The sequence below is a fragment of the Noviherbaspirillum sp. UKPF54 genome, from assembly GCF_007874125.1.
In the GTDB taxonomy this organism is placed as follows: domain Bacteria; phylum Pseudomonadota; class Gammaproteobacteria; order Burkholderiales; family Burkholderiaceae_D; genus Noviherbaspirillum.
Map to the genome: position 1 here is coordinate 2,165,766 of NZ_CP040128.1, position 15,698 is coordinate 2,181,463.

The 15,698-nt window shown below is 56.0% G+C and carries 12 protein-coding genes; 2 read left to right on the forward strand and 10 right to left on the reverse strand.

Annotated elements, in window-relative coordinates:
* Positions 1-15 precede the first annotated feature (15 nt).
* Together tpiA and FAY22_RS10020 are read right to left on the reverse strand one after the other, a co-directional pair.
* Positions 16-762: a triose-phosphate isomerase gene (gene tpiA / locus FAY22_RS10015; protein WP_146330064.1), complete on the reverse strand. Its 747-nt coding sequence runs from the start codon at positions 760-762 to the stop codon at positions 16-18.
* Positions 763-913: 151 nt separating this feature from the next.
* Positions 914-1,894, reverse strand: a complete 981-nt coding sequence (locus FAY22_RS10020; RefSeq protein ID WP_146330065.1) for an NAD(P)H-quinone oxidoreductase — start codon at positions 1,892-1,894, stop codon at positions 914-916.
* A 278-nt stretch (positions 1,895-2,172) separates the two neighbouring features.
* Between FAY22_RS10020 and FAY22_RS10025 the strand changes: the two genes are divergently transcribed.
* Complete coding sequence (locus FAY22_RS10025) at positions 2,173-5,031, forward strand: diguanylate cyclase domain-containing protein (protein ID WP_146330066.1); 2,859 nt, start codon at positions 2,173-2,175, stop codon at positions 5,029-5,031.
* Between the two features lie 116 nt (positions 5,032-5,147).
* On the opposite strand, the gene pnp is transcribed toward FAY22_RS10025, so the two are convergent.
* A complete protein-coding gene (pnp, locus tag FAY22_RS10030) occupies positions 5,148-7,277 on the reverse strand; it encodes a polyribonucleotide nucleotidyltransferase (protein WP_146330067.1) in 2,130 nt (709 codons plus the stop codon).
* Positions 7,278-7,473: 196 nt separating this feature from the next.
* The gene (gene rpsO / locus FAY22_RS10035; RefSeq protein WP_040040977.1) at positions 7,474-7,743 is read right to left on the reverse strand and encodes a 30S ribosomal protein S15; all 270 of its coding nucleotides are present in this window, start codon (positions 7,741-7,743) and stop codon (positions 7,474-7,476) included.
* 156 nt (positions 7,744-7,899) lie between these two features.
* Between rpsO and FAY22_RS10040 the strand changes: the two genes are divergently transcribed.
* A complete protein-coding gene (locus FAY22_RS10040) occupies positions 7,900-8,418 on the forward strand; it encodes an outer membrane protein assembly factor BamE (RefSeq protein ID WP_146330068.1) in 519 nt (172 codons plus the stop codon).
* Between the two features lie 59 nt (positions 8,419-8,477).
* Here the strand turns inward: FAY22_RS10040 and FAY22_RS10045 are convergent, their stop codons facing one another.
* The 6 genes from FAY22_RS10045 to FAY22_RS10070 form a co-directional block, all read right to left on the reverse strand.
* Positions 8,478-10,016 (reverse strand): 2-isopropylmalate synthase, encoded by a 1,539-nt coding sequence (locus FAY22_RS10045; protein WP_146330069.1) that lies wholly within the window; start codon positions 10,014-10,016, stop codon positions 8,478-8,480.
* Positions 10,017-10,345: 329 nt separating this feature from the next.
* Positions 10,346-11,227: a CDP-diacylglycerol--serine O-phosphatidyltransferase gene (pssA, locus tag FAY22_RS10050; protein ID WP_146330070.1), complete on the reverse strand. Its 882-nt coding sequence runs from the start codon at positions 11,225-11,227 to the stop codon at positions 10,346-10,348.
* 212 nt (positions 11,228-11,439) lie between these two features.
* On the reverse strand, positions 11,440-12,195 hold the full coding sequence (locus FAY22_RS10055) for an SIMPL domain-containing protein (protein ID WP_146330071.1): 756 nt from the start codon (positions 12,193-12,195) through the stop codon (positions 11,440-11,442).
* Between the two features lie 160 nt (positions 12,196-12,355).
* A complete protein-coding gene (ilvC, locus tag FAY22_RS10060; protein WP_040040972.1) occupies positions 12,356-13,372 on the reverse strand; it encodes a ketol-acid reductoisomerase in 1,017 nt (338 codons plus the stop codon).
* 45 nt (positions 13,373-13,417) lie between these two features.
* The gene (ilvN, locus tag FAY22_RS10065; protein ID WP_040040971.1) at positions 13,418-13,909 is read right to left on the reverse strand and encodes an acetolactate synthase small subunit; all 492 of its coding nucleotides are present in this window, start codon (positions 13,907-13,909) and stop codon (positions 13,418-13,420) included.
* A complete protein-coding gene (locus FAY22_RS10070) occupies positions 13,909-15,630 on the reverse strand; it encodes an acetolactate synthase 3 catalytic subunit (protein ID WP_146330072.1) in 1,722 nt (573 codons plus the stop codon). Before FAY22_RS10070 ends, ilvN begins: the two co-directional genes overlap by 1 nt.
* Positions 15,631-15,698: the final 68 nt, after the last annotated feature.

Sequence of the window (15,698 nt, forward strand, 5' to 3'; positions counted from 1 at the left end):
GCCCATTATGCGACTTCATGCCGCTCGAACGATGGCGAGAAAATCTGCCGCCTTGAGCGAGGCACCACCGATCAGGCCGCCATCAATATCAGGCATTGCCAGCAACTCCCTGGCGTTATCCGGCTTCATGCTGCCGCCATACAGGATCGGAATAAGCTCAGCCGCCTCGGCACTTTTATCCGCAAGCCTAGTGCGCAACATGGCATGCACATCCTGCGCCATCTGCGGCGTCGCTGTTTTGCCCGTACCAATTGCCCATACCGGTTCGTAGGCAACCACGATCTTTGAAAGCTCGCTGGGATCAAGCACCGCCAATACCGCATCGATTTGCGCACCAACAACGGCAGACGTCCGACCGGATTCGCGCTCATCCAGTGACTCGCCCACGCACACGATCGGCGTCAAACCGGCCCCGAGCGCGACGTTCGCTTTTTGCGCTACCAGATCGTTACTCTCGCCATGATATGTGCGACGCTCGGAGTGCCCGACAATGACATAGCGGGCACCAAAATCCGTCAGCATGGCGCCAGAAATCTCCCCCGTGTATGCACCGGACTCATGAACCGAAACATCCTGCCCCCCCCAGGCGACTGGACTTTCAGCAAGCTCTGCTCGGCATTGCGCAAGATAGGGAGCAGGAACGCAAACCGCAACCGCACATGCCGGCTGACCAAGCTCGCCTTTGATCCCATTTAGTAGAACAGCATTGGCAGCAAGGCTGCCATTCATTTTCCAATTACCGGCGATGAGTTTGCGGCGCATAGGGGTCCAAATTTGCAATAACCCTTGATTCTAGCGCGGCGCAGCATGAGTGGTCAAACCATAAAGGAAGGATTCGACCGCACTCAATTCGGCATGTTCCACGAGTCACGAAATATATCGCTACACTGCATCAGCATGCGCCCTGCAGGGACTAGCTCACCTTCAGGACGATCTTGCCGATATGTTCGCTCGACTCCATCAGCGCATGCGCCTGCGCAACCTCGGCAAGGGGGAAAACGCGGTATAACACCGGTTTGATTTTTCCGCAGTCAAGCAACGGCCAGACGTGCTCACGCAGACGCTCTGCAATCCCCGCCTTAAATTCAACTGGACGAGGCCTCAACGTCGAACCAGTGATCGTAAGACGTCTGCGCAACACTTGGCCGATATCGACTGTCGCCTTCGCTCCGCCCAGCAACGCGATCACCGAGAGACGCCCGTCATCAGCAAGACAATCGATTTCACGCGGCAGATAAGTGCCTGCAACCATGTCGAGAATGACATCAACGCCCTTCCCGCCAGTTAATGCCTTTACGACTTCGACAAAGTCCTCGCTGCGATAATTAATGCCGCGAACGGCGCCAAGCGATTCGCACACCCTGCATTTTTCATCCGTGCCAGCAGTTGCAAACACACGATGCCCGAGCGCAGTCGCCATTTGGATCGCGGTCACACCGATTCCGGAAGTACCTCCCTGCACCAGCAAGGTTTCAGCCCCGGTCAAGCGCGCACGGTCGAACACGTTGCTCCATACGGTAAAAAACGTTTCAGGCAAGGACGCCGCCTCCTCAACGCTCAGCCCTTTCGGAATAGGCAGGCATTGGCGCACCGGTGCCGCGCAATATTCGGCATAACCACCGCCCTGCACCAGCGCGCAAACCATGTCCCCCTTCTTGAAGTCGCTGCCGGAAAAATCGCCATCTACGATTTCACCCGCCACTTCGAGCCCAGGCAATTCGGATGCACCGGGAGGAACCGGATATTGCCCCATGCGCTGAAGCACGTCCGGCCGGTTAATACCTGCCGCGTGCACCCTGACCATTACGTCCCCCGGGTTGAGGTTTGGCATCGGCTTATCACAAAGCCGCAAAACATCCGGCGGCCCCGGCCGTGTAATCTCGATAGCTCTCATGTCTGTTCGTGAGATGAAAAAAATTTGCATTTTACGTTACGCACACATTTTATATAGGCGGATATCTGGCGCATGGAAATGCTAATAGACAACAATTGATGCATCGCAACATTGTTACACGCAAACTAGCCAAGAATAGCGCGGGACATTGAAAACAGCCTGAACAACGATCGCCTCATTGCTGCACCGACCTTGTTTCATTTGTTACAAAAGAACGGGAACTAAATTGACAAGTTTCATTTCCAAACGGAAATATAAACTCATGTCGAGGCACAGCCATGCAGCTCGCTCTTGTTTCCAGGCCAAATAGAAAGCATTTAAAAATGCATTTATCGGCAATCAATGAACGGCTTATTCTTGCACTCGAGAGTTCGCGCCAGATGGCGTTTGACTGGCACATTCCCGACGATAAGCTTTATGTCTGCGGCGAGCCAATGGAGAGCTTTATTGACTCGTTGCTAGAACCCGGGACAGCTTGGCGCTCCAGCACACTACCCGCCATCATCCATAACGACGACCAGGAAAATTTTCGCCGCCAGCTGCGTGATGCACTTAAGGGGACGGCCGGCACGGACGGCGCGTTCTACAAGGCGGAACTGCGCCTGAGGGATTCCCAGCATACTTGGCGTTGGGTCAACATCAGCGGCAAAATCATCGAGCGCGACCGCAACGGGCAGGCAGTCCGCATGGTAGGCACCTTTTCCGACATAGACGAACGCAAGCAGAACGAAAGAAAAATCGCTCGGCTGCGCGATCTGTACGCCACGCTCAGTCAGACCAATCAGGCGATCGTTCGAATCGGCGAGCGGGATGCACTGTTCCGTGAAATTTGCCGCATTGCGGTCGAGCATGGCCGCTTTCACATGGCGTGGATCGGCCTGATTGACCACACCAGCAAGCAAGTCATCAGCGTCGCGTCATACGGCAAGAACCCCGACGCACTTCAGCACCTCTCGGTCTCAGTCGACGACTCCAAGCCCGAAGGCTGCGGCGTGATCGGCATGGCGCTCAGGGAGAATCGGCCGAATATCTGCAACGATCTTTACAGCACTCCCCACCCGAGCCACCGCCTGAAAGCAGCTAATGAGGCGGAATATCAATCTCTTGCAAGCTTTCCTTTTCACATTGCCGGCAAAACGCTAGGCGCATTGAATCTGTATTCCGCAGAAAAAGACTTTTTCGATGAGCAGCTGATCGAGCTGCTGGAGGAAATGGCTCTCGATATTTCGTTCGCGATCGAAAACTACGAGCGCGAAGCGCAGCGCAAGGCGATCGAGGCCGCATTGGTCGACAGCGAACGCTTCAAGAGCGCAATCCTGACAGCCGCACTCGATTGCATCGTCTCGATCAATCGCAAGGGTGAAATCATCAGCTTCAACGAAGCCGCCGAGCGCACATTCGGTTATAGCCGCGACCAAGTACTCGGAAAGCCCTTGGTCGATACCATCATCCCGCAAGAATGGCGCGATCGCCATCAGCCTGCCGTCGAGCGTTTTCTTTCCAACGGGACGAGCACCATGCTCAACCGACGCGTCGAGCTGACGGCGATGCGATCAGACGGCACGATTTTTCCAGTGGAGCTCGCGGTCGTCCCGCTTAGCGTCGCAAACGAGCCCATCTTCACGGCGTTCATTCGCGACATATCCGAGCTTAAGCAAAGCCAAGCCATTCTAAAAGACAGCGCCATGCGTTATCGCCAGCTAGTTGAACTGTCTCCCGAGGCGATTTTTGTTTACCGTGACGGCAAGCTGGCCCTTCTCAATCAAGCCGGCGGCCGGATGCTCGGCACAGCCGACACCGCACGGCTGCTTGGCCGCAGCATTTTCGATTTCATTCATCCCGATTATCATGCCCTGTTTCAGGAGAGAGCCCGGCTGGCGCCGGCATCCCTGCCATCCACGCCATTCATCGAACAGATCTGGCTGCGTATGGATGGAAGCAGGTTCAATGCGGAGATCGCGGCGACCAACCTGATGTACAACGACGAGCCGGCGGTACAAGTGGTTGTGCGTGACATCACCGAACGCAAACGCACCGAGTCGCTGCAACTGGGGCAGAATCGCATCCTCAATATGGTCGCGACCGGGGTCGCGTTGCCGGAAATCCTGTTGGAAATAGCACGATTCGTCGAAAGTCAGTCAGATCACGGCCTGTGTTCGATAATGCAACTCAACGGCGATGGCTCCGCGCTTACCGACCGGATCGCTCCCAGCCTGCCGCAAACCTATCTTTCACGGCTCGCCGACAGCAAAGTCGGGCCGGCCAATTGCTCATGCGGCACAGCCGTCTTCCGTGCGGCGCCGGTAATCGTCACCGATATCGCGACCGATCCGCTCTGGGAGTCGCGCCGCGATCTTGCGCTCGCGCATGGCCTGAGAGCGTGCACCTCCTGGCCAATTTTCGGGAAGAACAAGAAAATTCTCGGTACCTTTGCTCTCTATTTCATGGAGCCATCTGCGCCGTCCGCCAGAGACTTGCAGCTCTTTAACATCTGCACCAATCTCGCCGGGATTGCGATCGAGGGCCGCGCCTCGGAAGAAAAGATTCGCTACCTGGCGCACTATGACGGACTGACGTCGCTGCCGAACCGGTTTCTCTTCAAGGAATACCTCGATCTGGCGCTGCGCAATGCAAAAAGACATGGCAAGAAATTCGCTGTCTTTTTCCTCGACCTCGACAAGTTCAAGGAAATCAACGATACGCTCGGCCACGATGCTGGTGACCACGTGCTACGGGAAGTTGCCGCGCGCCTGCGCAACTGCCTTCGCCATACCGACAAGATTGCCCGCATGGGCGGCGACGAATTCTATGTCTTGATCGAGGATCTCGGCGACGGCCGGTATGCCGCAGATGTCGCGCAAAAACTTCTTGATGCCGCATTACGCCCGGTGCGCGTCGCTGACCGCGACTGCCAACTGAGCGTCAGCATCGGGATCAGCATTTTCCCTGATGACGGCAATGATGAGCTGACGCTTTTGAAGAACGCAGACAGCGCGATGTACCGCGCCAAGGATCGCGGAAAAAATGCCTACGAATTCTTTTCGCCGCATCTGGAATTCGGAGAGGAAAAACTGGATATGTTCAAGCAGCACCTGATGGCACACTTAAAAGAAAGCGAAACCACGTACTACAGCTGACTTCGCGCATCCCGCCCTGCCCTCAGGCGCGAAGCAATAAAAAAAACCGCCCGAGCGACTGCTGCGGGCGGTTTTCATTGATGACGACGGCCTAAGCGATCGTCATCCGCTTCGCCTTACTGCTGTTGTTGCGCCGCGCCACCTTCTTCGGCGGCTGCAGCCTTCATCGATAATTTCAGGCGGCCGCGCTCATCGGTCTCCAGCACCTTGACACGTACCTGCTGGCCTTCCTTCAGGTAGTCGCCTACGGCGTTGACGCGCTCGTTGGCGATCTGGCTGATGTGCAGCAGACCGTCGCGTCCCGGCAGGACTTGCACGATTGCGCCGAAGTCGAGCAGCTTGAGTACGACGCCATCATAGATCTTGCCCACTTCGACGGAGGCGGTCAGCTCTTCGATACGGCGCTTGGCTTCCTGGCCGGCGGCAGCGTCGACCGAAGCAATCGTCACCACACCCTCATCGCTGATGTCGATCTGGGTGCCGGTTTCTTCGGTCAGCGCGCGGATGACCGCGCCACCCTTGCCGATCACGTCACGGATTTTTTCCGGATTGATCTTGATGGTGATCAGGCGCGGAGCGAAGTCGGACAGCTCCGCCTTTCCAGCCGGGACGGCTTCCTGCATCTTCGCCAGGATGTGCATGCGGCCTTCCTTGGCTTGTGCCAGCGCGACTTGCATGATTTCCTTGGTGATGCCCTGGATCTTGATGTCCATCTGCAGCGCGGTAATGCCGTTAGCGGTACCGGCGACCTTGAAGTCCATATCGCCCAGGTGATCTTCATCACCCAGAATGTCGGTCAGCACGGCGAACTTGCTGCCATCCTTGATCAGGCCCATTGCAATGCCAGCTACATGCGCTTTCATCGGCACGCCCGCATCCATCAACGCCAAACAACCGCCGCACACCGACGCCATCGACGACGAACCATTCGACTCAGTGATTTCCGAAACCAGACGCACCGAATAGCTGAACTCTTCCGGTGCCGGCAGCGCAGCCTGCAGTGCACGCTTGGCTAAACGGCCGTGGCCGATTTCGCGGCGCTTCGGCGTGCCCACGCGGCCAGTTTCACCGGTCGCGAACGGAGGCATGTTGTAGTGAAGCATGAAGCGGTCGGAATACTCGCCCATCAATGCATCGATCTTCTGCTCGTCGCGTGCAGTGCCGAGGGTTGCCACCACCAGCGCCTGCGTTTCGCCACGGGTGAACAGTGCAGAGCCGTGAGTACGCGGCAGCACGCTGGTGCTAATCGAAATCGGACGCACGGTGCGAGTGTCGCGGCCGTCGATACGCGGCTCGCCTTCGAGGATCTGCGAGCGAACGATCTTTGCTTCCAGGTCGAACAGGATGCTGCCGACTTCGGCCGAATCCGGTGCTGCGGCGCCTGCCGCAGCGGCTTCCGCTGCCAGCGCCGCATTCACCTCTGCGGACACGGTATTGAGCTTGGCCGTGCGCGCCTGCTTGTCCTTGGTCTGATATGCCTCGCGCAGCTTGGCTTCAGCCAGTTCGGTCACGCGTGCGATCAGCGCTTCGTTCTTCGCCGGCGGATTCCATACGACTTCCGGCTTGCCGCCGTCGCGCACGAGGTCATGGATGGCGTCGATCACGACCTTCATCTGCTCATGGCCGTACACCACGGCGCCAAGCATGACTTCCTCGGACAGCTGGTTCGCTTCCGATTCCACCATCAGCACGGCCTGTTCGGTACCGGCGACAACCAGATCCATTTGCGATTTCGCCAACTGCGATGCAGTCGGGTTCAACACGTATTGTCCGTCGACATAGCCGACGCGTGCCGCGCCGAGCGGGCCGCTGAACGGGATGCCGGCAACGCAGATCGCAGCCGACGCGCCGATCATCGATGCGATATCCGGATCGATTTCAGGATTGACAGACAGGACATGCACGATGACCTGTACTTCGTTCAGATAGCCTTCCGGGAACAGCGGGCGAATCGGGCGATCGATCAGGCGCGAGGTCAGCGTCTCCTTTTCGGACGGACGGCCTTCACGCTTGAAAAAACCGCCCGGAATACGTCCGGCCGCATAGCTCTTCTCGACATAATCGACGGTCAGCGGGAAAAAATCCTGCCCCGCCTTGACATCCTTCTTCGCGACGACGGTCGCCAGCACCACGGTATCTTCGATCGATACGAGCACGGCACCGGATGCTTGGCGAGCAATTTCACCTGTCTCCAACGTGACTTGATGCTGGCCGTACTGGAAGGTCTTGGTAACTTTATTGAACACGGTGTTTCCTTTCTATTTTTGCCGACAGATTTTCAGGCGCTGTCGTTCACCTCACCACGGATGACATATCACGAATGACCTGTCACCTTCACTACTTGATCGCTATCGAATTACAAACCACAAAATGGCAAAATGCCCGCATCAGCAGGCTGACGCAGGCATTTCAGCTATAAACCGAGCGAATGTCGCAAAAAAATTACTTGCGCAGGCCGAGCTTCTCGATCAGGGCGCGATAACGGTTTGCGTCCTTGCCCTTCAGATAGGAGAGCAGGCTCTTGCGACGATTAACCATCATGATCAGGCCGCGGCGGGAGTGGTGATCCTTGGCGTGGGCCTTGAAATGGTTGTTGAGCTCATTGATACGTGCGGTCAGCAGTGCGACTTGCACTTCGGGAGAACCGGTATCGTTCGTGCCACGAGCATTGTCCGCAATGATGGCGGCCTTGTTGATATTTTCTACTGTCATGATTACCTTTCACATGCGGTGGATGGAGTCGCAACCCCGTACACCGTGACACATTGATAAAAACTTGGCCAAATTGGCCAAGTAGCGCAGTATATAGGAAATGCCAAAAGGATTCAAATACTTAGCTCGCTTTTGGCTGTTTTTAGCGGAGAAATCATGAAATTTTCCGGCCGATTGTTGCTCCTCGGATTTTTGACGGCGTTGTGTTCCTGCGCCACGCTTTTCCCGGAGCCAGTCAATGTTTGCGACAGCGAAGCACAAGTCATTGCCAAGCGCGGTCAGCCAACCCATCGCTATGCCGATGGTCGAAGTCACTTACTGGAATATGCGCAAGGTCCGTGGGGGCAGGCAACCTATATGGCACGTATCGGCCCTGACGGCAAAGTTATTTCTTTTGATCAAGTTTTAACATCCCCAAAATTCGCATCGATTAAAATCGGAGAAGCGACCAAGGACGACGTCCTGCGTACCGTCGGCGCCCCCAGCGAAACCTCATATCTCAGCTTAAGCGATCTTGAGGTCTGGTCCTATCCTTACAAAGAAAACGGCGTGTGGAATTCACTGATGCACATTCACTTTGACAGATCAGGGGTGGTACGTAAGATGATGAACGCCCCGGATCCGCGCTTCGACCCGGACGAACGCTTCCCATTTGGAATGTTTCGGCGCCGCTAATTCCAACACAAAGAAAAAGCGCCTGCTTGATGCGGGCGCTTTTCCGTTTATAGGTGTGATCAAAGTTGCGGATTCAACTTCTCTGACTTGGAATGCAATTTGTTCAAGGCAGACAAGTAGGCCTTTGCCGATGCCACCACGATATCCGGATCGGCACCCACGCCGTTGACAATGCGTCCGGCCTTGGCGAGGCGCATCGTTACCTCGCCTTGCGACTGTGTACCGGTAGTGATTGCATTGACCGAGAACAGCAAGAGCTCCGAGCCGCTTTCGGCCCGCGATTCGATCGCATTGACGGTCGCATCGACCGGGCCGTTACCCTGCCCTTCGCACACTACTTCTTTGCCCCCCATCGAGAACACGACCTTTGCACGGGGCTTTTCCCCCGTTTCGGAGTGTTGAGACAGCGATACGAAACGATAATGCTCATTGTCGTGAGAATGCTGCTCGTCGGATACCAGCGCAATGATGTCTTCATCGAAAATGTCAGACTTACGATCGGCCAATTCCTTAAAACGAGCAAACGCAGCATTTACATCCGCTTCGGAGTCAAGTTCGATACCGAGTTCTTCCAAGCGCTGCTTGAATGCATTACGCCCGGACAATTTACCGAGCACAATCTTGTTTGCTGTCCAGCCTACGTCTTCCGCGCGCATGATTTCATAGGTGTCGCGCGCCTTCAGCACGCCATCCTGATGAATGCCGGACGCATGCGCAAACGCATTGGCGCCAACCACGGCCTTGTTCGGCTGCACTGCAAAACCGGTAATCTGGGACACCAGTTTGGATGCCGGCACAATCTGGGTCGTGTCGATGCCCAATTCGAGATTAAAATAGTCTTTCCGCGTTTTCACTGCCATCACGACCTCTTCAAGCGCAGTATTGCCGGCGCGCTCACCCAAGCCATTGATTGTGCACTCGACCTGGCGTGCACCGCCAATCTGGACGCCGGCCAGCGAGTTGGCGACTGCCATGCCAAGATCGTTGTGACAATGCACGGACCAGATCGCCTTGTCGGAATTCGGAATACGCTCGCGCAACGTCTTGATCATGTTGCCGTACAACTCAGGTACGCCATAGCCAACCGTGTCCGCAAAATTAATCGTGCGCGCCCCTTCGTTGATGACCGCCTCGATCACGCGGCACAGGAAGTCCATATCGGAACGGCTGCCGTCTTCCGGGCTGAACTCGATATCATCAGTAAATTGCCGGGCAAAACGAACCGCCAGCTTGGCTTGCTCGAATACCTGATCCGGAGACATGCGAAGCTTCTTTTCCATGTGCAGCGGAGACGTCGCGATGAACGTATGAATACGTTTCCTGGCCGCTGGTGCAAGGGCTTCCGCCGCACGAGAAATGTCGCGATCATTGGCGCGGGACAGCGAGCAAACGGTGGAATCCTTGATGATTCCGGCAATCGCCTTGATCGCCTCGAAATCGCCGGGCGACGCCGCAGCAAAGCCGGCTTCGATCACATCCACGCGCAGTCGCTCCAACTGCTTTGCGATGCGGATTTTTTCATCCTTGGTCATCGAGGCGCCAGGCGATTGTTCGCCGTCGCGCAAAGTGGTGTCGAAAATAATCAGTTTGTCGGCCATGCTGCACTCCTCGGGAAGTCGGTGATCGAATTGGTTCTAAATGGTATTTGGCCCGCCCTTGCATTCATCATCATGGGCCGGATACGACACGAATTGTGGAAAATGGGATTTAGCGCGCGTTAACGCACTAGTAGTAGCGACAGCAGCAGGCCGTTCAGGAAGCTGCTGAAAGATGCGGATGCGGAAATGTGGATTTCGCGAGACATGGAAAAACTATAAGCGGAATCGTGGAAAAGTGCAACAGCCTGACAATCCAGGGGATTTTTCGCCATTAACTTCATTACGGTTTCCGGCAACCACGTCTTGTGATTGTCGGAAACCACAGAGGGCTATTCTTTTGCCTCCGGAGCATGATCTTCCGTTGTCTCGACGATGCTGACGGGCTTTCCTTTTGCAAGGCGCCAGAAATAAATGACATAGCCGGACAATCCATACAATACGAACATGCCAAAGAGCACTTTAGGCGGATCGCTTGAAATGAGAACGAATACCAGCACAATCAGAAAAATGGCGATGAACGGCACAGATTTGCGGAAATTCACTTCCTTGAAACTGTAAAACGGCACGTTTGTCACCATCGTTAGGCCGGCGTACAAGGTGATGGCCCATGCATACCAGCTCAACTCCAGGCCGGTAAAGCGTAGGTCATCCATCAGCCAGACAAATCCCGTCACCAAGGCCGCTGCCGCCGGGCTGGGCAAGCCTTGGAAATAGCGCTTGTCGACGACGCCGATGTTGGTATTGAAACGTGCCAGGCGCAATGCCGCTCCCGCGCAATATACGAACGCAGCTAGCCATCCGAGCTTACCCATACCGCGCAAGGACCATTCGTAGACCACCAGCGCGGGCGCCGCACCGAACGACAACATGTCGGACAGGCTGTCATATTGGGCGCCGAATTCGCTCTGCGTATTGGTCAGTCGGGCGACGCGCCCATCGACGCTATCGAGCAGCATGGCGGCAAAGATCGCCACCGATGCAAAATCGAACTTCAGATTCATCGCCATCACGATCGCAAAGAATCCGCAAAACAGGTTCGCGGTCGTAAAGGCGTTCGGCAGCAAGTAGATGCCGCGCCGGCGCAAGGTTGGTGCCGACGGTGGGATCTGTTCTGGATGAGGTGCGTGGTGTAAGGCGCGCTTGTTTAGCCGCCCCCCCTTGGAAAAGGATCCGACGTTGCTTTTCGCTTTACGACGATTAAAAGTTGCCATGCTTATTCCGCTTCAATAATGATGCAATGAGATCACGATCCGACCAGAATCAATTCTTGTCGAATTTCCCGGAAAAGGCTGATCCTCACACGCGACGATAGGGCACGGACAAATGTTCAACTTCACTCCGTTTGATAATGAAATACTAAAAGCGTGGCTATTCTAGACGAGCAACAAGTAAATGTAACCCCCGAATTACTCTTGCCGCCTTCTCACTTGAACCTGACCTTGCCGACCACCCGCATGCTCAACGTCGTTTCGCCAGGTTCAAAACTTGGTTCTTCCACGCGCTCCGGGGGCACAGCGGCAGCCATCATCGTTTTTGATGCCCGCAGGTCCTGCTGAGGCGCATAGGCACCGGAGGCTTCGAAGTCGACGGTATCCAGCACCGCATCCGAGAGGCTTCGCCCCATTGTCTTTGCAATGGCCGCGATACGATCCGTCAGATTCCGATAGGCGGCGGCAATACGCTGCTCTTCCACTTTCTTTGCGGCGGCCTCGCTCAATCCGAAATACAAACCATTGAGCGCAAGAATGCGCTGAACGGAAGCGATTGTATTCGGCAAGCCCGTGATATTGGTCGTGGTCAGCTCCAGATAGTGCCCGACACGCCAGCCAACCGGCTGCCGCGCCTTCCCGGCCGGCCTTGGGGTCTGCTCGTCCGCATATACGGGGTATGTATAGTATCCGCGGGTTTGCAATATCGCTTGGGGATCTTCCCGCTTGATGATATCAATACCCTGCTTCATTTTTTGATTCACTCGCGATGCCGCCATCGCCTTATCCTTGTCCTGCTCCTCGATCATCAACGTGGCATGCGCCTCATCATTGCGCTGCCGTACTTCGCCGAAGGCTGGAACAACGACTAGCGCACCTGATGTCTGTATCGCGGGCTGGGCAAAGGCACTGTTTACTCCGCAGCAGAGCAGCACCGCCAACAGGGCATTTCTGAGTTTTGACAATTGCATTCTCCCGGGTAATAGTGTCTCATCAAGAAGCAACTCACCTCGTTCACCTCGAAAGTGTGTTGCCGCAAAAAAAATGGGGCGACACATTGTGTACGCCCCATTTATTTTACTTAACCCGCATTGATCGCATTGATCAAGGGGCAAGCCGACAAAGTCGCATTTAGTTCTTGGACTGATCGACCAGTTTGTTCTTCTTAATCCACGGCATCATTGCGCGCAGTTTCTCGCCAACTTGCTCGATCTGGTGCTCAGCGGTGAGGCGGCGACGGGATTGCAGGGTCGGCGCACCGGCCTTGTTCTCCAAAATGAAGCTCTTCGCATATTCACCGGTCTGAATGTCCTTCAGGCACTGACGCATTGCGTTCTTGGTGTCTTCGGTGACGACGCGCGGCCCAGTCACGTACTCGCCATATTCCGCATTGTTCGAGATCGAGTAGTTCATGTTGGCAATGCCGCCTTCATAGATCAGGTCGACGATCAGCTTCAGCTCGTGCAAGCACTCGAAGTACGCCATTTCCGGCGCATAACCGGCTTCAACCAGCGTTTCAAAACCAGCCTTGATCAGCTCGACCGTACCGCCGCACAGAACAGCCTGCTCGCCGAACAAGTCGGTTTCAGTCTCTTCGCGGAAGTTGGTCTCGATAATGCCGGCACGCCCGCCGCCGTTGGCCATCGCATAGGACAGAGCGATGTCGCGGGCATTGCCGGACTTGTCCTGATACACGGCGACGAGGTGCGGCACGCCGCCGCCTTGAGTGTACGTGCCGCGAACGGTGTGGCCAGGGGCCTTAGGCGCAACCATGATCACGTCGAGGTCGGCGCGCGGCACGACCTGGCCGTAGTGCACGTTGAAGCCATGGGCAAAAGCCAGCACCGCGCCTTGCTTGGCGTTCGGAGCGACGTTTTCATTGTAGACCTGCGCGATATTCTCGTCCGGCAGCAGGATCATGATAACGTCGGCAGCCTTGACAGCCTCATTGACTTCGGCGACGTTCAGGCCTGCGTTCTTTGCCTTCTCCCAGGATGCGCCGCCCTTGCGCAAACCGACGGTCACCTTGACGCCGGAGTCGTTCAGGTTCTGCGCGTGCGCATGGCCTTGCGATCCGTAACCGATGATGGTGACGTTCTTGCCTTTGATGAGGGACAGGTCACAGTCTTTGTCGTAAAAAACTTTCATTGATCTTCCTAATATGGTTATTTGTTTAATTGCGTGAAACTGGTTCTAAACTTTGAGAATACGCTCGCCGCGGCCGATGCCCGACCCGCCCGTACGGACGGTTTCAAGGATTGCTGTCCGATCGATCGACTCGATGAAAGCATCGAGCTTGGATTTGTTACCCGTCAGTTCGATCGTGTACGTTTTCTCGGTGACATCGATGATGCGACCGCGGAAGATGTCCGCAGTACGCTTCATTTCCTCGCGCTCCTTGCCAACGGCACGCACCTTGATGAGCATAAGTTCACGTTCGATATGGGCACCTTCGGTCAGGTCCACCACTTTCACGACTTCGATCAGGCGGTTCAGGTGCTTGGTGATCTGCTCGATCACGTCGTCCGACCCGGTAGTGACGATAGTCATGCGTGACAGGGTAACGTCTTCCGTCGGCGCCACGGTCAGGGTTTCGATGTTGTAGCCACGCGCGGAAAACAAAGCCACTACTCGCGACAACGCCCCTGCTTCATTCTCAAGCAAAACAGAAATGATATGACGCATTACAGATCCTCCGAACCCAAGAGCATTTCAGTCAAGCCTTTGCCGGCTTTCACCATCGGCCAGACGTTCTCGGTTTGATCCGTAATGAAGTTCATAAATACCAGTTTGTCCTTCATGCCGAACGCCTCTTTCAGCGCGCCTTCGACATCGCCCGGCTTCTCGATCTTCATGCCGACATGGCCGAAGGATTCCGCGAGCTTGTTGAAGTCCGGCAGCGAATCCATGTACGACTCGGAATAGCGCGAACCGTAATCGATCTGCTGCCACTGGCGCACCATGCCAAGGAAGCGGTTGTTCAACAGGATGATCTTCGGCGTCAGGTGATACTGCTTGCAGGTCGCGAGCTCCTGGATGCACATCTGAATCGACGCTTCGCCGGTAATACAGGCGACGGTCGCGCCCGGATTGGCCATCTGCACGCCCATCGCGTACGGGAGACCGACACCCATCGTGCCCAGGCCGCCGGAATTGATCCAACGGCGCGGCTTGTCGAAGCGGTAGTACTGTGCAGCCCACATCTGGTGCTGGCCGACGTCGGAGGTGATGAAGGCGTCGCCCTTGGTCACTTCCCACAGCTTCTCGACCACTGATTGCGGCTTGATCACGTCATCGGACGTTGCGTATTTCAGGCATTCGCGACCACGCCATTCATTGATCTGGCGCCACCACGCGCCCAGCGCTTGAGCATTCGGCTTGACGGCCGCTTCCGCGGCATCGAGCTGCGACAGCAATTCCTGAAGCACGTCTTTCACATTCCCGACGATCGGAATGTCGACCTTGACGCGCTTGGAAATCGAAGACGGGTCGATATCAATGTGGATGATCTTGCGGGGATGCGTCGCGAAGTGTTTCGGATTACCGATCACACGGTCGTCGAAGCGCGCGCCGATGGCGATCAGTACGTCGCAGTGCTGCATCGCCATGTTGGCTTCGTACGTGCCATGCATGCCCGGCATGCCGACGAATTTGTCGCTCGAGGCCTTGTACGCGCCGAGGCCCATCAGCGTATTCGTGCACGGATAGCCGAGCTTATCAACCAGCTTGTTCAACTCTGCCGACGCATTGGCCAGGATGACGCCGCCGCCTGTATAGATCATCGGGCGCTCTGCCGACAGCAGCAGCTGCACCGCCTTGCGGATCTGACCGGAGTGTCCCTTGTCGACAGGCTTGTAGGAGCGCATTTCGACTTCCTTCGGATATTCGAATGCGCATTTGTGCATCGAGATATCCTTCGGAATATCGACCAGCACCGGGCCCGGACGGCCAGTGGTGGCGATAAAGAAGGCTTTCTTAATCGTCGCGGCGAGATCCTTTACATCCTTGACGAGGAAGTTGTGTTTCACGCATGGGCGGGTGATGCCCACGGTGTCGCATTCCTGGAAGGCGTCCTGGCCGATTGCATGCGTGGGCACCTGGCCGGAGATAACGACCATGGGGACCGAATCCATGTAAGCAGTCGCCAGACCGGTAACCGCGTTCGTCACTCCGGGGCCGGAGGTGACGATAGCAACGCCGACTTTTTGCGAGCTGCGCGAGTACGCGTCCGCCGCATGGATGGCCGCCTGCTCATGGCGCACCAGGATGTGCTGGAATTTGTCTTGATTGAAGATGGCGTCGTAGATGTAGAGCACTGCGCCGCCGGGATAGCCGAACACGTGCTCGACGCCCTCTTCGGCCAAACAGCGCACGACGATTTCCGCGCCTGTCAGTTCGATACTCATTGCTAAGTTCCTTTCAAGGTCCATTGGAGATTGATCGGATGCTCTCTCCTGGCGGAATCGCACGGAAC